We start from the raw sequence: 22,688 nt of genomic DNA, 5'->3' as shown, positions 1-22,688 counted from the left end.
GTGGGAGGGCAGCGCGGCCGGGTTGTGGCCCGGGGAGGAGGGGGGAAAGAGGTGCGGTCAGGTGGTGGGGGTGGTGGAGAGGGGGGCGGCGATGCTTTCCAGGGAGCGGCGTTCGGCGCGTACGGCCAGGAAGGCGGCGGTCAGGCCGGCCAGGCACATGAGGGCGGCGCCGATGCAGAAGGCGAGTGCGGTGTCGGCGGCCACGCCGGATTCCGTCAGTTCGGCGAAGACCAGGGGGCCGCTGATGCCGCCCGCGGCCGTACCGACCGCGTAGAAGAAGGCGATGGCCATGGCCCGGGTCTCCATCGGGAAGATCTCCGAGACGGTCAGGTACGCGCTGCTGGCCCCGGCCGAGGCGAAGAAGAGGACCACGCACCAGCAGGCGGTGAGCGTGGTGGCCGTCAGATGGCCGGCGGAGAAGAGCCAGGCGGTGGCGAAGAGGAGTACGCCGGAGAGCAGATAGGTGCCGGAGATCATGATGCGGCGGCCGACGGTGTCGAAGAGCTTGCCGAGGAGGAGGGGGCCGAGGAAGTTGCCGGCCGCCATCACGGCGAAGTAGTAGCCGGTGCGCGAGGTCGACACGTCGAAGAACGAGGTGAGGATGGCGCCGAAGCCGAAGGTGATCGCGTTGTAGAGGAACGCCTGGCCGATGAAGAGGGCGAGGCCGAGGACGGCACGCCGGCGGTAGCGCGAGAAGACGGTGCGGCCGATTTCGAGGAAGCCGATGCTCTTGCGGGGGTGGATGGTGATCTCACCGGCGGGCTCAGGGAGAGGGGTGTGCTTTTTGCCCTTGCCGCCCTGTTTGGTCTTCTCTTCGGTGATCTGCTTTTCGATGGAGGTGACGAGCCGGTCCGCCTCGTCACCCCGTCCGTGGATGAACAGCCAGCGTGGGCTCTCGGGCACGTGGCGGCGTACGAGGAGGATGACCAGGCCGAGGACGACGCCGAGCGCGAAGGTCAGCCGCCAGCCCACATTGACGGGGAAGACGCTGGTGTCCAGCATCACGATGGACAGCAGGGAGCCGCCGATCGCGCCGAGCCAGAAGCTGCCGTTGATGACGAGGTCGACGCGGCCCCGGTAGGCGGAGGGGATCAGTTCGTCGATGGCGGAGTTGATCGCCGCGTACTCGCCGCCGATCCCGAAACCGGTCAGGAAGCGGAAGAGGAAGAACCACCAGGAGGAGAAGGAGACCGCGGTCAGGGCGGTGGCGGCCAGGTAGACGGCCAGGGTGATCAGGAAGAGCTTCTTACGGCCGAAGAGGTCGGTGAGCCGCCCGAAGAACAGCGCGCCGAGGCAGGCACCGGCCACATACAGGGCCGCGGCCACTCCGGTGACCTGGGCGGACGAGATGGGCAGCCCGCTGCCCTCTTCGGAGAGGCGGCCGGCGATGTTGCCGACGACGGTGACTTCCAGGCCGTCGAGGATCCACACCGTGCCGAGGCCGATGACGACCATCCAGTGCCAGCGCGACCAAGGGAGACGGTCGAGGCGGGCGGGGACGTCGGTGGTGACGGCGGGGGCATCGGGGGTGTCTGGGGCGCCTGGGGCGGTGGCATCGCGGTGGGGCGTGGGCGGATGAGGTGCGGGCGGGTGGGTGCCGGTGGGGGTACGGGGGCCGCTGTCCCCGGGCGTCGCGGCTCCCCCGCCGTACTCCGTGCCCGACGTGTCCCCTGCCTTGTCGTTCGGACTCATCGCACCCTCCTGAACCGGGCCGGGGCCGGTCACCCCGGCGGCGCATCCATCCGAGTGCCCGGCGGACAGCGCGCGAAGCAGGGGAAATGCCCAGGTTGGGAGGGATTCTCTATGAGGTGGGGAGCGTCGGGGGAGATCCGGCCTGCGGCGCGGCACGCGTGTCGCGCAGGAGGCAGGAGGTAAGCAGGCAAGGAGGTAAGGGCTAGGAGCAGGAGGACAGGGAGGCGGCGCGGAAGTCCTGAGGGTCAGACGGCGATCCCGTGACCGCTCAGCCAGGGCTTCGGGTCCACCGGGGTGCCGCCCGGGCGTACTTCCAGGTGGAGGTGGGGGCCGGCGACGTTGCCGGTGGCGCCGACCCGGCCGATGATGTCCCCGGCGGCGACCCGGCCGGAGATCCGCACCAGGGAGGACAGGTGGCAGAACCACAGTTCCGTACCGTCGTCCAGGGTCAGGACGGCCCGGTAGCCGTACGCGCCGGCCCAGCCCGCCTGGGTGATCGTGCCGCCGTGGATCGCCTTGACCGGAGTGCCGGCGGGGGCGGCGAAGTCGAGGCCCGTGTGGTTGGCCGCCCAGCGGTCGCCGGCCTGGCCGAACCCGGCGGTGAGGGTGTAGGTGGAGAGCGGGATGACATAGCTGCGGGCGAGTTCGGCGCGGCGCTCGGCCTCCGCCTTCTGGCGCGCTGCCTCCGCCGCCGCTCGACGGGTCTCGCGCTCCGCCACCTCCCGGGCGTCCGCGGCCTTCGCCGCCTGCTGCTGTTGCGCGGTCGCGTGTCGTGCGGCGTGCTGGGCGGCGGTGCGCTCCGCGGCGAGACGTTCCTCTTCCTCGGCGGCGCTCTGCTGCCGGTCGGCTTGCAGGCGGACGCGGTCGCTCAGCGACTGGCCCGCGCCCGCGCCGCCGCCCATGCCCTGTCCGGCTCCTGCTGAAGCCGCGTGGGAAGCGGAAGCCTCCGATCCGGGTACGAGGTCACCGGTCCCCGGCAGGGGCTCGGCGGCCGGCAGCTTCGCCGCGAGGTCGTCCGCCAGTTCGTCCGCCGGCCCGCCGACGTCCGGCAGGGATATCGCGAGCTGCGGCTTCTCCTCGGCGGTGGCCATGCCGCCGGCGCCGACCGCCGCGATCACGCCGACGCCGAGGACCGTACCGCCGCGGGCGAGGCCGCCGCGCTGCTTGGCGGTCACCCGGTGCTTGCCGCGTACGGGCCGTACGGAGTCCTCGGTGGGGTTCCACTCCTCCCAGGTGCCGGTGTCGAACGCGGCGGGCTCGGCGGCGAACGGCCCGGAACCGACGGCCGGAACGGTGGCGGCGGGAGTGGAAGCAGCGGTGGGATCACCGGCCGCGACGGCAGCATCGGCCGCAGCCGCGGCGACGGCAGCGCCGCCCGTACCCGCGCCGAACGCCTGGAACGGGCCGGAGGCGCCGGAGGGGGCGCCGAAAGGAACCTCGGAGCCGGAGCCGGCAGGGCTGTTGGACGCCACGGGGGCGTACTCCTTTCCTTCCTCTCGCCTACCGGGTCAGCGGTGGAGCCGCCTCCCAGGCCGGTCCGGCGCCGGAGGGGGACGGGCCTCCGGGGCCGTGCAGGCGCTGGGACGTGGCTCCTAGGACGTGCGGGGCTGGGACGTGCGGAGCAGGAAGGTCTGCCACGGACGGTGTACGGCGGGCGGCTTCCGACGTGTCGGCGGCCGCCCGGCCCGGCGCACCCCAGCGTGGTGGTTCCCCGGTTCCCAGGACACGCGCCGGTACGGCACCGGCCCGAAGGCCGGTCCGGCCAGTGGTGCCCCAACGGTGATTCAGTTGTGAACCTGCTGACGGGATTAGGCGTCGGCGCACGGTGCCGCCTCTTGCGACGGCTGGGACGACCGCGCTGCGTTATCGGACTGTAATAGAAAGCATGGGCCGATACCAAGCGTTCCGCCGAATCCATGGGCGCTTTGGGATAGCTTTGGCCTTAGCTTAAACGCCCATCGAGTGGCAAAACAGGGCGAGTTGCCGACAGCGCTTCAAACCTGTGATGCGCGATCGTGCGGGAGTCGTTATGCGCAGGGGTGCCCGGCGCTCACCCCCGGTGAGCGCAGTAACGTCTGATCATGGTCGTCAACAGCGCGCAGGCACTGGCGGATCGGTACGTGGACTTCGCCTGGTACCAGGCACGGGGGCAGTCCGACGCCCATGAGGAGCTGGCCGCGCGGATCGGCCACGACCCCGAGTTCTGCGACCATCTCGCGCGCTCCCTGCCCGCCGGCAACAAGCAGCAGCCCAAGCTCCTGTTCGCCGCGGTCCGCTACCTCGACGGCCCGTACGCCGAGCACGGACCGCGCGGCGACGCGGCGTACCGCGGCTGGCGGGAATGGACCCTGCGCCACTGGGAGCAGGTCAGGGCCGTCGTCATGCGGCGCCTGACGCAGACCAACGAGCCGGCCCGCTGCGCGACCCTGCTCCCCCTGCTCGCCCGGCTCCCGCAGCCGCTGGCCCTCCTGGAGGTCGGCGCGTCGGCGGGGCTGTGCCTGTACCCGGACCGCTACCGCTACCGCTACGACGACCGGCCGGAGTTCGGGGCCCCGGACAGCGCGGCCGTCTTCCCCTGCCGTACGGGACTGGGCACCCCCGTACCCGATCGCGTCCCCGACATCGCCTGGCGGGCGGGCATCGACCTCAACCCCCTCGACCCGGCCGACCCCGACGACATGCGCTGGCTGGAGGCCCTCGTCTGGCCGGGCGCCACCGACGAGCGCGTACGGCGGCAGCGGGCCGCCATTGAGGCCGTACGGTCCGCGCCGCGCCCCCGGATCGTCCGCGGCGACCTGATCGACGCACTGCCCGCGCTGGCCGCCGAGGCGCCTCCCGGGGCGACGCTCGTCGTCTTCCACACCTCCGTACTGACGTACCTTCCCCCGGCACGCCGGGAGGAGTTCGCCCGGCTCGCACGAACCGTCCTCCGGGAGCGCGACCGCCCCGGGCACTGGGTCTCCAACGAGCACCGCTCCGTACTCCCGTGGATCACCACGCCCCGCCCGGCGCAGCCCCTGAAGGTGACGGAGCTGCTGCTGACCCTGGCCCTGGACGAGCGGGCGGTCGCCCTGACCGGCCAGCACGGGCAGAGCGTGCAGTGGCTGTGAGCCCCCCGTGCGCGCTGTGCGCCCCGTGCGCGCTGTGAGCGCTGTGAGCGCTCTGGGACCCACCACTGTTTGACGCCTGCGGGCCGGCGCCCACTCCCCCACAGCCCCTCACCCCTTCAGCAGCCGCTGCACCGCCAACAACGCCATGTCGTCCGCCGTCTCCCCACCCGTGTGCGCCGCCACGTCCGCCACCAGCGCGTCCAGCAGCGCCTCCGGCCCCTCGCAGGCCCAGACCCGACCGCGCAGCCGCCGCGCCGGCTCGTAGAAGACGTTGTCGGCGTCCCGGGCCTCGGTCACGCCGTCGGTGAAGAGCAGCAGGATCGAGCCCGCGGGGCAGACCGTCTCGTCCGCCCGGTCCGGCCAGCCGGCCACCTCGCTCATGCCGAGCGGCAGCGCGGGCGTCCTGGGTGTCAGCTCGCGCAGTTCGCCGTCGGGGGTGAGGAGCAGCGGTGCCGGATGGCCGCGGTTGAGGACGCGGATCGCCGCGTGTTCGTCCGGGGGCAGCTCCGCCAGTACGGCCGTCGTGAACCCTTCGAACTGGTCGAGGCCCTCCCGCCGGCTGCCCTCGCGCTGCAGCGCGCGCTCCAGCCGCCCCGCCACCGCCTCCAGGCTGGCCTCCTGCTCGGCCGCCTCCCGGAAGGCCCCGATGACGATCACCGCGGCCTCCACCGCCTCCAGGCCCTTGCCCCGTACGTCGCCGACGATCAGCCGTACGCCGTACGGAGTGTCCTGGACGGCGTACAGGTCGCCGCCGATCCGGGCGTCCGCCTGCGCCGCCACGTAGCGCGCCGCGACCGCCAGCCCGCCGATGCGTTCGGCGGGCGTCGGCAGCACGGCCCGCTGGGCGGCCTCCGCGACGTCCCGTACGGAGGCGAGCCGGGCGTCGCTCATCCGTACGACCCGGTTGATGCCCAGCGCCAGGACGGCGACGACCAGGACGGTCAGGCCCTCGGTGAAGGACTGGTTGGCGTCGCGGCCCCCGTGGTACGTCACGACCCAGGTCTCGGCGATGACGGCGGCCGCCGCGACGACGGCCGTACTGCTCAGCGAGTACAGCGGCGCCGCCACCAGCGGGGCGGCGGAGAAGAAGGGCGCGGCCGTGTACCGGTCGGGGGTGCCGCTGTCGAAGATCAGCCCCGCCACCAGCAGGATCAGCGGCAGCCAGCAGACCAGCCGCCGGCCGAACGGCGACATGCCGGAGCGGCGGCGCCGCCGCTCCCGCTCGCCCGTACGGCCCCTGCCGCCTCGACGCACCCGCACCGGCCTGCCTCCCACTCCCGTCGCAGCCGGGCCGCGACCCGCGCCCGTCCGTACGACCACCGCCGCCGTCCCAAGGTTTTCCGCTGCCGGGCCGGGGGGCGAATCAGATGGGGCCGTACGGGTCATACGGGGGCATTGGTGTGTCCGGTGGAATACGCGGGCCGGCGCCGGGCGACGGAACGGTGGCGCCCCTCCAGCCGGCCGTTGCCGTGGTACGACGCGGTAATGACCTCGATGAACCGACGCACGGCGCTGACCGGGCTGATGACGGCACCCTTGGCGGGTGGTGCGTCCAAGGCGTCCGGTGGCCCCTCCTTCCGGCCGTCCGAACGGGACGTGCGGGACGTGCGGGACGTGCTGATCCGCGGTGCGGCGACAGTACTGACAATGGACCCGAAGATCGGGTATGGGCTGCTCGGCGAGGTGCACGGCGCCGATGTGCTGGTGCGGGACCGCCGCGTGCATGCCGTCGGGCAGGGCCTGGACGCGCCCGCTGGTGCCCGGCTCGTCGACGCGTCAGGGAAGCTGGTCATGCCCGGCTTCATCGATGTGCACAACCATCTGTGGCAGTCGAGCTTCCGCGGTGGCTGTTCGGGCCAGGAGCTCGACGGCTGGCTCGACGATTGCCATGTTCCTGTCCTCGACGCTCTGACACCCGAACAGATCTTCTGGTTCGTGCTGCTGTCGTGCGTGGATGTCCTGGGGTCAGGAGTCACCACGGTGGTGGACTGGCTGGCCCCCATGCCGTACCCGATGTACGTGAAGTACTTTGCCGCCCTGGACCGCTCGGGACTCCGGTTCGTCGTCGCGGCGTCGAACGACGCCCGTGACACCCGACTGGTCCCGCGGCTGAACCGGGAGCTTGTGTCCTCGTGCCCGAGGGCGTCGCTTCAGGTGGCCGGAAGCGCCTTCATGGCCGCGCTGGGCCAGTTGCGGGCCGACTACGGGGCGGCCCGTGACCTGGGGGTGATGTACCACTGCCACCTCCTGGAAACGGGGGACCAGCGTCGGGGCGATCCGGTCCGCGCCTTGCGGGAGGCAGGTGCCCTGGGGCCCGGGACCCTGGCCGCCCACGCCGTCCACCTGACCGTCGAGGAGATGGCCCTCCTGGCCGGACACGATGTGCGCGTGGCGCACTGCCCGCTCAGCAACATGCGTCTGGGCTCGGGCATCATGCGCCTTCCCGAGCTGCACCGTCACGGTGTGAAGATCGGCCTGGGACAGGACGGCGCCGCCAACGACTCCTCCGACTACTTCGCGCTGATGAAGACCGCGGTGGGGCTTCAACGCGCGGTGCACCAGCGGGCCGACGTCCATCCGCGGATCCCTGAGGTGCTCTACATGGCGACTCTGGGAGGCGCCGAAGCCATCGGCATGGACGACCGGGTCGGAAGCCTGACACCGGGCAAGGCGGCTGATCTGATCATTGTCGATCCGCACACGGCGAACTTCGCTCCGCGGCGCGACTGGACCAGTCAGCTCGTGCTCAACGGGCAGCCGCACAACGTTTCCCACGTCTTCGTCGACGGTGTCGAGGTCAAGAAGGACGGCCAGGTCATGAGTGTGGACGCCGCGGAGACCGTCGCACGGGCCGAGCGGGCTTCCCGGGCGCTGCACGGATGACCGTACCGCTCGCACCTGCCGCACACGGACCGGCGGACGATCGCGCTCGACAGCTTCGTTCGTCGCACCCCTGTCCGGTCGGGCCAGCAAGGGGCCAGCAGGGGGCCGGCTGATGCTCCCGGAAGCCCTGCGAACGCGTTGACGCCCAGGTGAGATGCCGTCTCACCTGGGCGTTACCGGTGGGCCATCAGGGGCTCGAACCCTGAACCAATGGATTAAAAGTCCACTGCTCTGCCAATTGAGCTAATGGCCCGCACCGAGCAGCATAGCCCGCGTTCCCGCCGCAGCCCGAAGGCATGGGGCATCGGAACGGCGGAGGCGCCGCGTCCGCTTTCGGGCGGGTGTGGCGCACGAGGCTGCCGTACGGCGGGGAGCGCGGTCAAGGGGCCGCGCGGGGAACGGAGTTGAGACGCGGGGCCCGCGCCCACCCCGTACCGGAGTACGGAAGTGGGCGCGGGCCCCGCGGTCGCAGAGGGCGATGTCGTCGGACGTCGCGGACTCTGTCAGGTGTCTCGGACGAGGTCAGGAACCACAGGTCCCGTCAGGCGTCACGGACTCCGTCAGCCGTTGCGCTTCCAGCGCGGCTTGTCGTCACGGCGGCCGACGGAGCCGGTGCCGTGGCCGCGGTGGTCGTCCCGGCGGCCATACGGACGGTCGCCGCCGCCCGAGCGGTAGCCGCCGCCCGAGGAGGGGCGGTCGTCGCGGCGGTCGCGGTTGTACGGGCGGTCGCCGCCACCGGAGCGGTAGCCGCCGCCCGGGCGGCCGCCGGAGCGGTCGTCACGGTTGAAGGAACGGTTCGGACGGTCGCCGCGGTCGCGGTTGAAGCCGCCGCCCGAGCGGTCGTCGCGACGGTCGCGGCTGAAGCCACCGCCGGAGCGGTCGTCACGGCGGTCACGGTTGAAACCGCCACCGGAACGGTCGTCACGACGGAAGCCGCCACGGTCACCGCGGTCACCGCGCTCGCCACGGTCGTCGCGGCGGTCGCGGTTGAAGCCGCCACCGGAACGGTCGTCACGGCGGAAGCCGCCGCCCGAGCGGTCGTCGCGACGGTCACGGTTGAAACCACCGCCGGAGCGGTCGTCACGGCGGTCACGGTTGAAACCGCCACCGGAACGGTCGTCACGACGGAAGCCGCCACGGTCACCGCGGTCGTTGTCCCGGCGGTCCCGGCGCTCGTAGTTGCCCCGCTCGTCGCGGTACGAGGAACGGCGCGGCGCCTCGTCGGCCTCGGGAGCGGCCTGGGCCGGTACGACGGCCTCGGCGGCCTCCTCCACGGCGGCCTCGGCGGCGGCGATCGCCTCCTCCGGGTCCTCGCCCCGCTCGCGCGCGGCGCGGGCGGTCAGGCGGTTGGCCTCCTCGCGCAGCTCGGTCGCCCGGCGCTGCGCGCGCTCCAGCTCGCGGGAGAGCTCCTGGGCCTCGCGCTCGGCCTGCTTGGCGGAGTTGGTCGCCGAGTCGGCCTGCACCTCGGTGAGCGAGCGGGCGCCGGTGATCCGGGCCACGTCCTCGTCGAAGGCGCCGGCGCCGCCGACGATGTGACGCGAGGCGTCCACGCCCGCGTCCTCCATCAGGCGGAAGATCTGGCGGCGCTGGTGCGGCAGAGCCAGCGAGACGACCGTGCCGGACTGGCCCGCGCGGGCGGTACGGCCGGAACGGTGCAGGTAGTCCTTGTGGTCGCCGGCCGGGTCCACGTTCAGGACCAGGTCGATGCCGTCGACGTGGATACCGCGGGCGGCGACGTCGGTGGCGACGAGGACGTTGACGTAACCGTCCTTGAAGTCGGCCAGCGTGCGGGTCCGCGCGCCCTGCGTCATGCCGCCGTGCAGCGCGTCGGCGCGCACACCGGAGTCGCAGAGCTGCTCGGCGACGCGGTCGGCGCCGAGCTGGGTGCGGACGAAGATGATGGTGCGGCCCTTGCGGGCGGCGATGGCGGCGGTGACCGGCGCCTTGTCCTTCGGCTTCACGACCAGCACGTGGTGGGTCATGGTGGTGACCGCGCCCTGGGCCGCGTCGACCTCGTGGGTCGCCGGGTCGGTCAGGTAGCGCTTGACCAGGGTGCCGATCTCGTTCTCCATCGTGGCGGAGAACAGCATCCGCTGGCCGCCGGACGGAATCAGGTCGAGCAGCTCGGTGACCTCGGGCAGGAAGCCCAGGTCGGCCATCTGGTCGGCCTCGTCCAGGACGGCGGTCTCGACGTCGTCCAGCGAGCAGGCGCCGCGGTTGATGATGTCGCGCAGCCGGCCGGGGGTGGCGACGAGCACGTCGACGCCGCGCTCCAGCGCGTAGATCTGGTTGCCCATGGACGTACCGCCGCAGACGACCTTGAGCTTGAGGCCCAGGACGTCGCCGTACGGCTGCAGCGCGTCGCTGACCTGCATGGCCAGCTCACGGGTCGGGGTGAGGATGACGCCGCGCGGGCGCTTCTTCGCGGTGTGGCCGCCGGCCAGGCGGCTGAGCAGCGGCAGACCGAAGGAGAGGGTCTTGCCGGAGCCGGTACGGCCGCGGCCGAGGATGTCGCGGCCGGCGAGCGCGTCGGGGATGGTCGCGGCCTGGATGGGGAACGGGGTGGTGACACCGTTCGCGGCCAGCTTGCGGACGATCTTCTCGTCGAGGCCGAGGTCACCGAAGGTGATCTGCGGGGCAGCGTCCTCGGCTTCCTCGGCGACGGCGTCGGTGTCGACGTCGGCGGCCGGCTCGGCCGCTTCGGTCACCTCGGCGGGCGCCTCGGTGACGGCCTGGTCCTGCGGCTGGTCCTGGGGGGCCACCTGCTCGTCGGCAGCGGGCAGGACGGACTGATCAGTGGAAACAGACATGCGAAATGCGAAACCTTCCGGAGTCTCGGCACAGGCACGCGCCCAAACTCCGTGAGACTTCACAAACGACCGCCTCAATGCGGTCAGCCACGGCAAGGGAGAGAACGCGCCACACGGCGCTGCATCATGCGCCGGGCAAATGGGATCAAACGATCTACCACCATACTCACTCGGACCCCCGGAAGGCAAATGCCCTCCCGAACCCCCGTTCCCCACCGCGCCCACCTGGCCTTTTGCCGCACCCCGCGCACTCCGCACACCCCGGCCCCCACCCGCACCACACCCGCTCCGCCGCCCCCGCCCTCCCGTACGCCACTCCCCGCATCCCGCCCCCGCCGCTATCCCCCGCTGTCCGGGTTCGAGGGTGCGGGCGGCGCGGACGACGGGGTCGGCGCGGGGGAACTCGGCTGCGGGTCCGGGCTGGCACTCGGCGTCGGCTTCACGGTCGGGGTCGTACGGGGCGGCTGGGCGGTCGACGAGGGGCGGCCGCTGCCGGGCCGCGGCGGGCCGGGCGCGGCGGGGCCGGTGCCGGGCGGGCCGGGCTGCTCGGGGCCGGGCGCGGCGCCCGAGGCGGGTTCCGGTTCCGGTTCCGGCCGCGTCTCGCGCGCCGAGGGCGTGTGATCGCTGGCGCGCGCCCCGGCGTGCCCCTCCACACCGTGACCACCGCCCGTACGCCCCCTGCGGTCCGGGCTGCCGCCCCGGGTGTCCACCGTGCCGCCGTCCGGCGCGGGCCCGCCGTCGGGCCGCGCGGAGGAGCCCGACGGCTTGGGGGGCTCCGCGTCGCTCACGCTCATGCAGCCGCTCAGCGACGCGGCCAGGGCGGAGGCGGCGGCCACGGCGGCGGCGAGCCGGTTCAGGGCCGGGCCGGGAAGGGGGGAAGCGATCGGGCGCACGGGCGGGACCTCCGGATCCGGAGCGCGGAGACTGCGGAGATGAACGCCCTGCCCAACTCCCGCCGGGCACCGGAGGACACGCGCCGCGGGCACCGGATCGCGTCCGTACGGGCCCGATCTCCGCCCCGGCCACCAGCGGCATCGCCCCGAACGCCACGAATGCCGCGAACCGCCGCGCCACCCCCGTGCACCCCGGCCCCCCGTCAGCCGTACCCCAGCGCGTGCAGCCGCTCGTCGTCGATGCCGAAGTGGTGCGCGATCTCGTGCACGACGGTCACCTCGGTCTCCGCCACCACGTCCTCCCGGGTTTCGCACATCCGCAGGGTCGGGTTGCGGTAGATCGTGATCCGGTCGGGCAGCACGCCCGCGTACCACTCGCCGCGGTCGGTCAGCGGCGTTCCCTCGTACAGCCCCAGGAGATCGGGGTCCTCGGCCGGTGGTTCGTCCTCGACGAACACCGCCACGTTGTCCATCAGCCGCGTCAGCTCCGGCGGGATCCGGTCCAGCGCCTCGGCCACCAGTTCCTCGAACTCCTCGCGCGTCATCTCCAGCACACCACCCATTGTCCGCCACGCCACCGCGCGGCGGCGGTACCGCGCGGCGCCGTCGGGGGCCCGGCGCGCGGGGGCCGTTTTCCGGGCATGACGGGCGCGGCGCACGGGAATACGCGCCCAATGGCCCGTGTCGCGCCGCCCGGGGACTCCTCCCCCGGCTCCTCCGACTCCTCCGGCTCCACCGACTCCGCCGGTCCCGCCGCGTTCCGGCTGCTCCGCGCCGCGCTCGCCCGGGTACGGGGCGTCCCCGCCGCCGTGCTCCGCGACTACCGCTCCCACCACACCGCCCCCACCAGCACCCTCACCCACACACCGCACCCGTACGCCCGTGCCCTCGGCCTGCTGGCCGTCACCCTGCTCGGCGCCTGGCTGGGGCTGCTGATCGTCGGCAGCATCCACGCGCCCGTGGGGCCGGTGGACACGAACATGACACTGCGCCCGTCGCTCTCCGGCGGCACGAAGATCAACGTCTCGCCGCTGGGCGCCCTGGAGCTGCGCAGCCACCACGCGCCGATACGGCTGGACGTCGACGTCGACCGGCTGGATCCCGTACGGGCCCAGGCCCTGGTCGACCACCCGGAACGGTTCGCCGGCCTCCAGGAGCAGGTCACCCGCGACGTCGTCCGCGGCACCGGCACCCTCGCCTTCCGCTCCTGCGTCGCGGTCGTCTCCGGCGCCACCGCGCTGGGGCTGGCCGTCTACCGGCGGCCGCGCCGCGCGCTGGCCGCGGGCGGGCTGGCGCTCGTCCTGCTGGCCTCGTCGGGCGCCGCCGCGTACGCCACCTGGAACCCGAAGTCGGTCCTGGAGCCGAAGTTCTCCGGGCTGCTGTCCTCGGCGCCCTCGGTGGTCGGCAACGCCCGCAACATCGTCAGCGAGTTCGACGTGTACCAGCGGGAGTTGGCGCGTCTGGTGACGAACGTGACCAAGCTGTACGAAGCCACCTCGACGCTGCCCGCGTACGCGCCCGACCCCACCACGATCCGGGTGCTGCACGTCTCCGACATCCACCTGAACCCGGCGGCCTGGCAGATCGTCAAGTCGCTGGTGAAGCAGTACAAGATCGACGTGATCATCGACACCGGCGACACCATGGACCACGGCTCGGCCGCCGAGAACGCCTTCCTGGACCCGGTCGCCACGCTCGGCGCGCCGTACGTCTGGGTGCGCGGCAACCACGACTCCGCGACCACGCAGAAGTACCTGGCGACCCGCAAGCACGCCACCGTCCTGGACGGCGGGCGGGCGGTGAGCGTCGGCGGGCTGCGGATCGCGGGCGTCGGCGACCCGCAGTTCACCCCGGACCGCTCGGTCGTCGAGGAAGGGGACTTCTCGGAGCGCACGGCCGGCGGCAAGCTGGCCGACTCGCTCCGTACGCAGCGGCTCGCGGGCACGCCGGTGGACATCGCGCTGGCGCACAACCCGGTCGCGCTGTCCGAGGCGGACGGCCTGGTCCCGCTGGCGCTGGCCGGGCACATCCACCACCGCGAGAACAGCGTGCTCCCCCGGGGCACCCGGCTGATGATCGAGGGCTCCACGGGTGGCGGCGGGCTGCGCGCGGTGCAGGGCAAGAAGCCCGCTCCGGTGCAGGCGTCCGTCCTCTACCTGGACCGGGAGACCCGGCGCCTCCAGGCGTGGGACGAGATCACGCTCGGCGGGCTGGGGCTGTCGAAGGCGGAGGTCAGCCGCCATCTGCCGAAGGAGAACCGGCCGGGGGCCACGCCGTCCCCCGGGTCCACTCCGTCCCCCAAGGCCACTCTGTCCCCAGGAGGCACACAGCCCACAGGAGCCACGCCGTCCCCGCGCACGTCGTCCCCGGGCACACCGTCCCCCTGAGCACCCGCAGGCCGCCCGCCGCCCCTCCCCGAACACCCCCTCGGAGGGGCTCGAACAATCCGTTTTGGCGAACGGTCCCCGCATCCCATATGCTTCTCACGTCCCCGACGGCGCCCCACAAGGCGCGGAGGCGGGCCATCAGCCCTCATCGTCTAGTGGCCCAGGACGCCGCCCTTTCAAGGCGGTAGCACGGGTTCGAATCCCGTTGGGGGCACGCATTACCGTGTGCGAGACCAGGTACGCTTGATCTCGCACAGTGCAAGGTCCTGTGGAGCAGTTTGGAGTGCTCGCCACCCTGTCAAGGTGGAGGCCGCGGGTTCAAATCCCGTCAGGACCGCTGTGGCTGGGTAGCTCAGTTGGTACGAGCGATCGCCTGAAAAGCGATAGGTCGCCGGTTCGACCCCGGCCCCAGCCACCAGCAGTGGGAAAAGGCCCCGATCTTCGGATCGGGGCCTTTTTCTTTTCCGCCCGCCGGGGCTACCCCGTCCCCCGTACGGCCGAAGCCGGGACCGCGAAGCCGGGGCCGGCCCGAAGGCCCGGCCCCGCGTACCTCAGGCGCCCGACGCGTCCGGTGCGCCCTGCGCGCCCGCCCGGTGCGCCCCCGAGGTGAGCGCCCCCACCTCGCGCCCGCCCGGGTGCCGGTGCCGCCAGATCCAGAAGACCGCACACGAGACCAGCGCCCAGCCGGCCAGCACCAGGAACGGGAAGACGTGCTGCGAACCGCCGAAGTAGACGGCGGTGTGCTGCGCGTTGACCGAGGCGCCCGGCGGCAGCCAGCGGCCGATGTGCCCGAGGACGGACGGCAGCAGCGGCCAGGAGACCGCGCCGCCCGAGGACGGATTGCCCAGCAGCACCATCAGGCCCCACGTCGGGATCATCGCCCAGCGCCCGATCAGGGTGTTGAACATCGTGAAGACCATGCCGGACGTGAACATCGTCAGCGCCAGGATCAGCCAGGACTCCACGAACGGCAGGTCCAGCGCCCCCAGCAGCCAGTCCACGACCGCGGCGATCGCGAAGGCGCCCAGCAGCGCGTACAGCACGGTGAAGGCGATCCGTTCCAGCGGATTGAGGCCGCGCGCGTGCACGCTCAACTGGATCGCGCCGACGAACCCGATGATCACCGCGGCGAGCGAGATGTAGAAGAGGGCGAGCCCGCGCGGGTCGCCCTCCTGGAGCGGCTTGAGGTCCTTGACCTCGACCGGCACGCCGACCGCCTGGCCCACCTTGGGCCCCGCCTGTTCCAGCACCTGCGCCACCTGGGCGCCGGCCGCCCCGGCCACGTCCAGCTCCATGCTCTTGTCCCGCACCCGCAGGATCGCGAAGACCTCCTGCTCCTCGATGCCCTTCTCGGCGGCGGCGTAGGTGTCGTACGCGTGCAGTTGCAGGGAGGCGTTCAGGGCCTTCTCCATGCCGTCGACGAAGGCCCTGCCGTGCGGGGAGTCCGGCGGGCCGACCACGGCGGTCGGGATGTGCCTCGGGGTCGGGTTGGCCATCGTGTACGTGTACGAGCCCGCGAAGAGGCCGGCGGCGACGGCGAGGATGAAGACCAGCACGGTGGCGGGCAGGAACGGCGACTTCTTGAACGCGCTCCATCTCTCGGCCGCGGTGGGAGGCCGTCCATGGGCGCCGTGCGGCTGGGGGAGGTCACCGTGCTGATCAGACATAAGGCCACGCTAAAGCACCTATCCCGGACATTCCCCTGGTGGTCGGCCCACCGTGCGCGGGGCCCGCCGGGTACGGCCGGGAGAGTCCGCCGGAAGCGGCCGGAAGCGGCCGCCCGGTACGGCCGCGCGCGGTCGCCGCAGCGGCCCGGGAACCCTCCCGGCCCCGTACCGGCGGCAATTCGTTCGCCACCGTATTCACGGAGGTGAGATCCTGGGGGACGTATGTCCAGTCAGCCTGCCTCCGCCCGGCCCGACGGTGCCGCCCCCTCCCTGCCCGCTCTCCTGGAGCGGCTGCCCGAGCTGATGCTGCGCGACCAGCAGCGGCTGGGGCGCCGGCTCGACGGCGCGCGCCGGATCCGTAAGCCCGAGGCCCGCGCGGCCGTGCTCGCCGAGATCGCCGACGGGATCGAGGAGGCGGAGCTGCGGGTCGAGCAGCGCCGCGCCGCGGTGCCCGCGATCACGTATCCGGAGCAGTTGCCGGTCAGCCAGAAGAAGGACGAGATCCTCGAAGCGATCCGCGACCACCAGGTCGTGATCGTCGCGGGTGAGACCGGGTCCGGCAAGACGACCCAGATCCCCAAGATCTGCCTGGAGCTGGGCCGCGGCGTGCGCGGTCTGATCGGGCACACCCAACCGCGCCGGATCGCCGCCCGTACGGTCGCCGAGCGGGTCGCCGAGGAGCTGAACACCCCGCTGGGCGAGGCGGTCGGCTGGAAGGTCCGGTTCACCGACCAGGTCGGCCCGGAGACCCTGGTCAAGCTGATGACGGACGGCATCCTCCTCGCGGAGATCCAGACCGACCGGGAGCTGCGCCAGTACGACACGATCATCATCGACGAGGCCCACGAGCGCAGCCTCAACATCGACTTCATCCTCGGGTACCTGGCCCAGTTGCTGCCCCGGCGCCCGGACCTGAAGGTCGTGATCACCTCCGCGACCATCGACCCGGAGCGGTTCGCCCGGCACTTCGGCTCCTTCGCCTCCGTACCGGCGGCAGGGGACGGGGACGAGGCCCCGAGCGCGCCGATCGTCGAGGTCTCGGGCCGTACGTTCCCGGTGGAGGTCCGCTACCGCCCGCTCCTGGAGGAGGGCGGCACCGACAGCGACCGCGACCAGATCACCGCGATCTGCGACGCCGTGGACGAGCTGCGGGGCGAGGGCCCCGGCGACATCCTGGTCTTCCTCTCCGGCGAGCGCGAGATCCGCGACACGGCGGACGCGCTCAACAAGAAGAACCTGCCGCAGACCGAGGTGCTGCCGCTGTACGCGCGTCTGTCGCACGCCGAGCAGCACCGGGTCTTCCAGCGCCACACCGGCCGCCGGATCGTGCTCGCGACCAACGTCGCGGAGACCTCGCTGACCGTGCCGGGCATCCGGTACGTGATCGACCCCGGCATGGCCCGGATCTCGCGCTACAGCTACCGCACCAAGGTCCAGCGGCTGCCGATCGAGCCGATTTCGCAGGCCAGCGCCAACCAGCGCAAGGGCCGCTGCGGCCGGACCAGCGACGGCATCTGCATCCGGCTGTACTCGGAGGACGACTTCCTCACCCGGCCGGAGTTCACCGACGCCGAGATCCTGCGGACGAACCTGGCCTCCGTCATCCTGCAGATGACCGCGGCCGGCCTCGGCGACATCGAGAAGTTCCCGTTCATCGACCCGCCGGACCGCCGCAACATCAAGGACGGCGTGGACCTGCTGCACGAGCTGGGCGCCATCGACCCGAAGCAGAAGGACCCGAAGAAACGGCTCACCCAGATGGGGCGCAAGCTGTCCCAGCTACCGGTGGACCCGCGGCTGGCCCGGATGGTGCTGGAGGCCGACCGCAACGGGTGCGTACGCGAAGTCATGGTGATCGCGGCGGCGCTGTCCATCCAGGACCCGCGTGAGCGGCCGGCCGAGAAGCAGCAGCAGGCCGACCAGCAGCACGCCCGCTTCAAGGACGAGACCAGCGACTTCCTGGCGTACCTGAACCTGTGGCGGTACGTCCGCGAGCAGCAGAAGGCGCTGTCGTCCTCGGCGTTCCGCCGGATGTGCCGCAACGAGTTCCTGAACTATCTGCGGATACGCGAGTGGCAGGACATCTACTCGCAACTGCGGACGGTCGCCAAGACGATGGGGGTCCATCTCAGCGAGCAGGACGCGGCGCCCGACCCCATTCACACCTCCCTCCTCTCCGGTTTGCTTTCGCACATCGGATTGAAGGACACGGAGGCCAAGAACGAATACCTCGGCGCCCGCAGCGCGAAATTCGCGGTCTTCCCCGGCTCGGCGCTCTTCAAGAAGCCGCCGCGCTGGATCATGTCGGCGGAGCTGGTCGAAACGTCCCGCCTGTGGGCGCGGGTGAACGCCAGGATCGAGCCCGAGTGGATCGAGCCGCTGGCCCAGCACCTGGTGAAGCGGACGTACAGCGAGCCGCACTGGGAACAGAAGATGGCCGCGGTGATGGCGTACGAGCGGGTGACGCTGTACGGCGTGCCGATCGTGGCCCAGCGGAAGGTGAACTACGGGCGGATCGACCCGGAGACCTCCCGGGACCTGTTCATCCGCAACGCCCTGGTCGAGGGCGACTGGCGCACCCACCACCAGTTCTTCCACGACAACCGCAAACTGCTCGGCGAGGTCGAGGAGCTGGAGCACCGCGCCCGGCGGCGCGACATCCTCGTGGACGACGAGACGCTCTTCGACTTCTACGACCAGCGGCTGCCCGAGCACGTCGTATCGGGCGCCCACTTCGACTCGTGGTGGAAGAAGAAGCGCCATGACGAGCCGGAGCTGCTCAACTTCGAGCACTCCATGCTCATCAACGAGTCCGCCGAGGCCGTCACCAAGGACGACTACCCGGACTCCTGGCGGCAGGGGAAGCTGAAGTTCCGCGTCACGTACCAGTTCGAGCCGGGCGCGGACGCGGACGGTGTGACCGTCCACATCCCCCTCCAGGTGCTCAACCAGGTCACTTCCGAAGGCTTCGACTGGCAGATCCCGGGCCTGCGCGAACAACTCGTGACCGAACTGATCCGTTCGCTGCCCAAACCGATCCGCCGCAACTACGTACCGGCACCCAACTTCGCCGCCCGCTTCCTGGACTCGACGGTGCCCCTCCAGGGCCCGCTGACCACCGCGCTGGCGGCCGGGCTCCAGCGGATGGTCGGCGTCCCGGTCGACCCGGCCGACTTCGACCTGGCCAAGGTCCCGGACCATCTGAAGATCACGTTCCGGGTGGTCGACGAACGCCGGCGCAAGCTGGCCGAGGCCAAGGACCTCGAAGCGCTGCGCCTGAAGCTCAAGCCGAAGACGCAGGCGGCGCTCACCAAGGCGTTCGCGCAGGCCGCCGAGCGGCCCGCCAAGGGCGGCGGGGACGGTGCCGCCGCGGGCGCCGGGGCGCCGGCCGGCCTGGAACAGCGCACCGGCCTGACGTCCTGGACGCTCGGCACGCTGCCCCGCACCTTCGAGACCCGGCGCGGCGGCCAGCCGCTGAAGGCGTACCCGGCGCTGGTCGACGAGGGCACGAGCGTGGCCGTACGTCTCTTCGACACCGAGGCGGAACAGCGGACCGCGATGTGGACCGGCACCCGCCGTTTGATCTTGTTGAATATTCCGAGCAACCCAGCCAAGTTCGCGCAGGGCAAGCTCACCAATCAACAGAAGCTGGCACTGTCCGCCAACCCCCACGGCTCCATACAGGCCCTCTTCGAGGACTGCGTGACCGCCGCCGCCGACCGGCTGATCGCCGCGCACGGCGGCCCGGCCTGGGACGAGGAGTCCTTCCGCAAACTCTTCGACGCGGTCCGCGCCGACCTGGTGGACGCCACGATGAAGACCGTCCAGCAGGTACGGGAGGTACTGGCGGCCTGGCAGGCGTGCGAGCGCCGTCTGAAGGCCACCACTTTCGCCTCGCTGCTCCCGTCCCTCACGGACGTCAAGGAACAGCTCGCCGCGCTGATCAAGCCCGGCTTCGTGACCGCGCACGGCGCCAAGCGCCTGCCGGACCTCATGCGCTACCTGGTCGCCGTGGACCGCCGCCTCCAGCAGCTCCCCAACAACGCCGAGCGGGACCGCTCCCGGATGGCGAAGGTCAAGGAGATGCAGGACGAGTACGCCTGGCTGCTGGAGCAGTACCCCCCGGGGCGGCCGGTGCCGGCCGAGGCGCGGGAGATCCGCTGGATGATCGAGGAGCTGCGGGTGAGCTACTTCGCGCACGCGCTCGGCACCGCGTACCCGGTCTCCGACAAGCGGATCGTGAAGGCCGTGGACGCGGCGGTGCCCAAGGTGTGACCGGCCGCGGGGCCGCTCCGGGCGGCCCCGCGGGACCGGGTTCGACCGCACCCCCTGACCTGCTGTAGAGTCTTGCTTCGCAGCACCGCGCAAGCGGAAGCCGCACCAAGGTCCTGTGGAGCAGTTTGGAGTGCTCGCCACCCTGTCAAGGTGGAGGCCGCGGGTTCAAATCCCGTCAGGACCGCAGCAGATCGGCCCGCATCCTTCCGAGGATGCGGGCCGATCGCGTTGTGTCAGGCGTACGCCGGAGAGCGCGCGCCGGCGCCGCGACCGGTCGCCGTCCGGCCCGCGCCCTCTCCCGGGTGCGGGCCGTTTGCGTCGCCCCGCGGCTGGGGAGTGTGGACGGGAGCGGCGCTCCGCCCCGTGGCCGGATGGTCCGGGCCGTACGGGCCCCAGCCGATGCGCGTATTGACCGGGGCACGTACCACCGGTAGGCACGAGGGAAGGCGCCGGGCCGGGAGGAGGGTGCGATGTCGACAGCCGCCAGGCACGAGACCAGGGCGCTGCTGCGGGCCCACCTGTCGGCCGCCACGGGCTATCGCCACCTGACCCGCCACTGCCCCGTCTGCGCCCGTCTCCTGCGGCTCGCCATGGAGCCCCGCAGCCGCGCCGCCGGCGCACCGGCCGCCGACTCCGGCGCCCGGACGTCCGCGCGGCCCTCCAGGGGGCCGTCCACGGCTTCTGACGCCGCACCGGACACGGACCCGGCCTCCCGCGAGACGCCGTCGGCGGCGGCCGCCGCGCCCGGGGAAGGGGGCGGGGACCAAAGTCCCCCGGCCCGGTGACCAACGGCGCGTTCCCCACCGGCCGTGCGGTGGGAGGCTGTTGAGGGAGGGAAGGGGTTCCGGCCCTCTATCGCAGCGGCGTCGGCACCACAACCTTCCCGGGCTGTGACGGGTGTCACCGTCCGGGTTTCCGGAACCGGGAATCTTACGGCCGCCCTACACCCGGTCAATTTAATATGTGCAATTGCACCGCCCGCCCGGCAGTCCTTGGACTGGACCGGAGAACAGCGGGGGTCTGCCACGGCGGCCCCCGCGGGCGGTGTCCAGCCGGCCGGACCGGCCGCCCGCACGGGTTCTCGCGCGCACAAAAAAGATCGCGCTGGACCCGGCGGAGTCCAGCGCGATCGATGACGTACCCAGATGGTGCGGGTGTGGGGCCTGTTGGGGCAGGCTCCGCGTCGTATGAAGCTGAGTGGTGCTAGGTGGTGCGGTGCGGAGCCGGGTGGGGCTCCACGGGCCGGAATCGGGTTGGGGGGCCCGAAAACAGCCCGGTCATGCGGTTGTTCAGCTTTCGCTGCGCTGCTGCGGAATGCCCGCGAGCAGAGCGCGAACCTCGGCTTCGCGGTAGCGCCGGTGTCCTCCGAGCGTGCGGATGGACGTGAGCTTGCCTGCCTTGGCCCAGCGGGTCACCGTCTTCGGGTCCACGCGGAACATCGTGGCGACCTCGGCGGGGGTAAGCAGCGGCTCGGCGTCAGGGGTGCGAGCGGTCATGAGCGGCCTCCTCGGGAGAACCGAACCATCACGGTTCTTTCCTCTAAATTCTGCACCTTGACCCGCGTTGCCCGAAATGGCGGACGCGGGCCGAGTCGGTTATAGGACGAACGGCTTGTCCTCGGCACTACAACTACACCATCTGTCCAGCCACGTCGGCCAAACCGATGGAATTGCCCTCTCAGGTGTTCAACCTCGGCGGAAGCCGATGGACCATGCCATAGCGGACAGTCACACCACCGTGACGATCAGTCACACGGTGATCAGCCGCCATCAGACCCACCAAGGAGCGCAATACCGAACTATCCGCCCTTAACGGGACGGAAGGGGCCCTTGTCAGGCTCCTTGTCCTATTTTGGCACGAGGGTATGGCTTGGCCGCAAGGCCCGAAGTCAGTGCTTTAGGTCACCCTTGAGGCAATCGCCCGGATCGGGACCTACGTCCCACGCCCCCCGTGTCAGTAGTGTGCACGAGCCTCGGCAGCCGCAGATCATTTTGTCGTTCCGCGGGACGGCCGACGACCGGGGAAGCGCTCGTCTCAACTGGCGAACTGACGCTCGCGCACCTCGCGCCAGCGGTCCGACAGCTTCTCGTACGCCTCGCCGGCCCGGTCGCTGTCCCCCTCGCGCAGCGCCGCCAGCCCCTCCGCCACCTCGGCGGCCGACCGGTCCTCGGCGAGCTGCCCCTCGGGCACCGCGTGCACCAGTCCGCCGTAGTCCAGCTCCACCAGCGCCCTCGGATGGAACTCCTCCAGCCACCGGCCCACGTCCACCAGGCCGTCGATCAACGGCCCCTCCTCCAGGGAGTCGCGCAGCGTGCGCAGGCCCCGCGCCACCCGGCGCCGCGCCTGCACCATGGGCGTCCGGTACCGCAGCACCGGCCCGTGCTCGCTCTTGGTGTACTCCCGCTCGCCGTCCCCGAAGAGCGCGAACCAGCGCACCGGTACGTGCCAGGTGGCGGTACGGATCCAGGGCCGGGCGTCCGGATTGCGCTCCAGCCACTCCTCGTAGTCCGCGGCCGCCTGGCGCCGCACCACCGGGGGCAGCGCCGCGTCCAGCACCGGCGCCGGGAGGAGTTCGGACAGCTCTTCCAGGGCCTGCCAACCCCGCAGCCGCGTCCGCCAGGGGCAGACGCACGTCACCCCGTCCACGACCGTGACGAAGGCGTCGCTGCTCTCGTGGACCGGGACCGGGACCGGCGGGGTCGGCAGCAAATCGGCCAGAGACCGCCGAAGTTCGTCCTGAACCGTGGGGGTCTCCGCGCGCCGGGCATAGCGCGCCCAGTAGGAGCGCTCCGGTTCGGGGAACGCTGCCAGCGGCTCGTAGACCCGTAGATATGCCGCGTACGGGACCATCACCGACGACGCCAAGGCCACGCCCGCTCCTTTGTCTCCTGCGACGTGCGTCCGCAGAACTACCGCAAAGATTGGCAAAGTGGTGCAAAGTGCCGGGAGTTGACTCACGCCACCCGGCTCG

14 protein-coding genes and 5 tRNA genes are annotated in these 22,688 nt (G+C 71.8%); 10 read left to right on the top strand and 9 right to left on the bottom strand.

Annotation, left to right across the window (positions count from 1 at the left end):
• Positions 1-57 precede the first annotated feature (57 nt).
• Positions 58-1,692: an MFS transporter gene (locus EJG53_RS21715; protein ID WP_125046195.1), complete on the bottom strand. Its 1,635-nt coding sequence runs from the start codon at positions 1,690-1,692 to the stop codon at positions 58-60.
• Positions 1,693-1,937: 245 nt separating this feature from the next.
• The gene (locus tag EJG53_RS21710) at positions 1,938-3,164 is read right to left on the bottom strand and encodes a M23 family metallopeptidase (protein ID WP_125046194.1); all 1,227 of its coding nucleotides are present in this window, start codon (positions 3,162-3,164) and stop codon (positions 1,938-1,940) included.
• Positions 3,165-3,773: 609 nt separating this feature from the next.
• Here EJG53_RS21710 and EJG53_RS21705 point away from each other — a divergent pair.
• Positions 3,774-4,802, top strand: a complete 1,029-nt coding sequence (locus EJG53_RS21705; protein ID WP_125046193.1) for a DUF2332 domain-containing protein — start codon at positions 3,774-3,776, stop codon at positions 4,800-4,802.
• Positions 4,803-4,910: 108 nt separating this feature from the next.
• Here EJG53_RS21705 and EJG53_RS21700 read toward each other — a convergent pair whose 3' ends face one another.
• Complete coding sequence (locus EJG53_RS21700) at positions 4,911-5,996, bottom strand: PP2C family protein-serine/threonine phosphatase (RefSeq protein ID WP_125049509.1); 1,086 nt, start codon at positions 5,994-5,996, stop codon at positions 4,911-4,913.
• Positions 5,997-6,296: 300 nt separating this feature from the next.
• Here EJG53_RS21700 and EJG53_RS21695 point away from each other — a divergent pair, with 300 nt between their 5' ends.
• On the top strand, positions 6,297-7,685 hold the full coding sequence (locus EJG53_RS21695; RefSeq protein WP_125046192.1) for an amidohydrolase family protein: 1,389 nt from the start codon (positions 6,297-6,299) through the stop codon (positions 7,683-7,685).
• A gap of 180 nt (positions 7,686-7,865) precedes the next feature.
• On the opposite strand, the gene EJG53_RS21690 is transcribed toward EJG53_RS21695, so the two are convergent.
• Together EJG53_RS21690 and EJG53_RS21685 are read right to left on the bottom strand one after the other, a co-directional pair.
• Positions 7,866-7,938 (bottom strand) — tRNA-Lys (locus tag EJG53_RS21690).
• Between the two features lie 307 nt (positions 7,939-8,245).
• Complete coding sequence (locus EJG53_RS21685; RefSeq protein WP_125046191.1) at positions 8,246-10,495, bottom strand: DEAD/DEAH box helicase; 2,250 nt, start codon at positions 10,493-10,495, stop codon at positions 8,246-8,248.
• Between the two features lie 189 nt (positions 10,496-10,684).
• On the opposite strand from EJG53_RS21685, the gene EJG53_RS21680 reads away from it, so the two are divergent.
• On the top strand, positions 10,685-11,116 hold the full coding sequence (locus tag EJG53_RS21680; protein WP_125046190.1) for a hypothetical protein: 432 nt from the start codon (positions 10,685-10,687) through the stop codon (positions 11,114-11,116).
• A 475-nt stretch (positions 11,117-11,591) separates the two neighbouring features.
• Here EJG53_RS21680 and EJG53_RS21675 read toward each other — a convergent pair whose 3' ends face one another.
• Positions 11,592-11,942 carry a metallopeptidase family protein gene (locus EJG53_RS21675; RefSeq protein ID WP_125046189.1) on the bottom strand — a complete coding sequence of 117 codons (351 nt, stop codon included), beginning with the start codon at positions 11,940-11,942 and terminating at the stop codon, positions 11,592-11,594.
• A 120-nt stretch (positions 11,943-12,062) separates the two neighbouring features.
• On the opposite strand from EJG53_RS21675, the gene EJG53_RS21670 reads away from it, so the two are divergent.
• The 4 genes from EJG53_RS21670 (at position 12,063) to EJG53_RS21655 (ending at position 14,193) form a co-directional block, all read left to right on the top strand.
• Positions 12,063-13,775 carry a metallophosphoesterase family protein gene (locus EJG53_RS21670; protein WP_244955270.1) on the top strand — a complete coding sequence of 571 codons (1,713 nt, stop codon included), beginning with the start codon at positions 12,063-12,065 and terminating at the stop codon, positions 13,773-13,775.
• A 141-nt stretch (positions 13,776-13,916) separates the two neighbouring features.
• Positions 13,917-13,989: transfer RNA gene (locus EJG53_RS21665), tRNA-Glu, on the top strand.
• Between the two features lie 48 nt (positions 13,990-14,037).
• Positions 14,038-14,112, top strand: a tRNA-Asp gene (locus EJG53_RS21660).
• Positions 14,113-14,116: 4 nt separating this feature from the next.
• Positions 14,117-14,193: transfer RNA gene (locus tag EJG53_RS21655), tRNA-Phe, on the top strand.
• Positions 14,194-14,326: 133 nt separating this feature from the next.
• Here EJG53_RS21655 and EJG53_RS21650 read toward each other — a convergent pair.
• Positions 14,327-15,442 carry an ABC-2 transporter permease gene (locus tag EJG53_RS21650; RefSeq protein WP_125046188.1) on the bottom strand — a complete coding sequence of 372 codons (1,116 nt, stop codon included), beginning with the start codon at positions 15,440-15,442 and terminating at the stop codon, positions 14,327-14,329.
• 222 nt (positions 15,443-15,664) lie between these two features.
• On the opposite strand from EJG53_RS21650, the gene hrpA reads away from it, so the two are divergent.
• The 3 genes from hrpA to EJG53_RS21635 all read left to right on the top strand — a co-directional run bounded on the left by hrpA (position 15,665) and on the right by EJG53_RS21635 (position 20,502).
• A complete protein-coding gene (gene hrpA / locus EJG53_RS21645) occupies positions 15,665-19,717 on the top strand; it encodes an ATP-dependent RNA helicase HrpA (protein WP_125046187.1) in 4,053 nt (1,350 codons plus the stop codon).
• A gap of 109 nt (positions 19,718-19,826) precedes the next feature.
• Positions 19,827-19,901: transfer RNA gene (locus EJG53_RS21640), tRNA-Asp, on the top strand.
• 286 nt (positions 19,902-20,187) lie between these two features.
• A complete protein-coding gene (locus tag EJG53_RS21635; RefSeq protein ID WP_125046186.1) occupies positions 20,188-20,502 on the top strand; it encodes a DUF6274 family protein in 315 nt (104 codons plus the stop codon).
• A gap of 504 nt (positions 20,503-21,006) precedes the next feature.
• On the opposite strand, the gene bldC is transcribed toward EJG53_RS21635, so the two are convergent.
• Together bldC and EJG53_RS21625 are read right to left on the bottom strand one after the other, a co-directional pair.
• Positions 21,007-21,213 carry a developmental transcriptional regulator BldC gene (gene bldC, locus EJG53_RS21630; RefSeq protein WP_003980577.1) on the bottom strand — a complete coding sequence of 69 codons (207 nt, stop codon included), beginning with the start codon at positions 21,211-21,213 and terminating at the stop codon, positions 21,007-21,009.
• Positions 21,214-21,751: 538 nt separating this feature from the next.
• Positions 21,752-22,588, bottom strand: coding sequence for a hypothetical protein (locus EJG53_RS21625; protein WP_125046185.1), 837 nt, complete (start codon positions 22,586-22,588; stop codon positions 21,752-21,754).
• Between the last annotated feature and the right edge of the window lie 100 nt (positions 22,589-22,688).

Source organism: Streptomyces chrestomyceticus JCM 4735 (genome assembly GCF_003865135.1).
Lineage (GTDB): Bacteria > Actinomycetota > Actinomycetes > Streptomycetales > Streptomycetaceae > Streptomyces > Streptomyces chrestomyceticus.
This window is presented reverse-complemented; position numbering and strand designations above follow the sequence as displayed.

Bases quoted from the DNA above. Each gene is read 5' to 3' on its own strand.
- hrpA (WP_125046187.1), top strand. From the start codon at position 15,665: ATGTCCAGTCAGCCTGCCTCCGCCCGGCCCGACGGTGCCGCCCCCTCC.
- EJG53_RS21705 (WP_125046193.1), top strand. From the start codon at position 3,774: ATGGTCGTCAACAGCGCGCAGGCACTGGCGGATCGGTACGTGGACTTC.
- EJG53_RS21650 (WP_125046188.1), bottom strand. From the start codon at position 15,442: ATGTCTGATCAGCACGGTGACCTCCCCCAGCCGCACGGCGCCCATGGA.
- EJG53_RS21670 (WP_244955270.1), top strand. From the start codon at position 12,063: ATGGCCCGTGTCGCGCCGCCCGGGGACTCCTCCCCCGGCTCCTCCGAC.
- EJG53_RS21685 (WP_125046191.1), bottom strand. From the start codon at position 10,495: ATGTCTGTTTCCACTGATCAGTCCGTCCTGCCCGCTGCCGACGAGCAG.
- EJG53_RS21715 (WP_125046195.1), bottom strand. From the start codon at position 1,692: ATGAGTCCGAACGACAAGGCAGGGGACACGTCGGGCACGGAGTACGGC.
- EJG53_RS21695 (WP_125046192.1), top strand. From the start codon at position 6,297: ATGAACCGACGCACGGCGCTGACCGGGCTGATGACGGCACCCTTGGCG.
- bldC (WP_003980577.1), bottom strand. From the start codon at position 21,213: ATGACCGCTCGCACCCCTGACGCCGAGCCGCTGCTTACCCCCGCCGAG.
- EJG53_RS21635 (WP_125046186.1), top strand. From the start codon at position 20,188: ATGTCGACAGCCGCCAGGCACGAGACCAGGGCGCTGCTGCGGGCCCAC.
- EJG53_RS21700 (WP_125049509.1), bottom strand. From the start codon at position 5,996: ATGTCGCCGTTCGGCCGGCGGCTGGTCTGCTGGCTGCCGCTGATCCTG.
- EJG53_RS21680 (WP_125046190.1), top strand. From the start codon at position 10,685: ATGCCCTCCCGAACCCCCGTTCCCCACCGCGCCCACCTGGCCTTTTGC.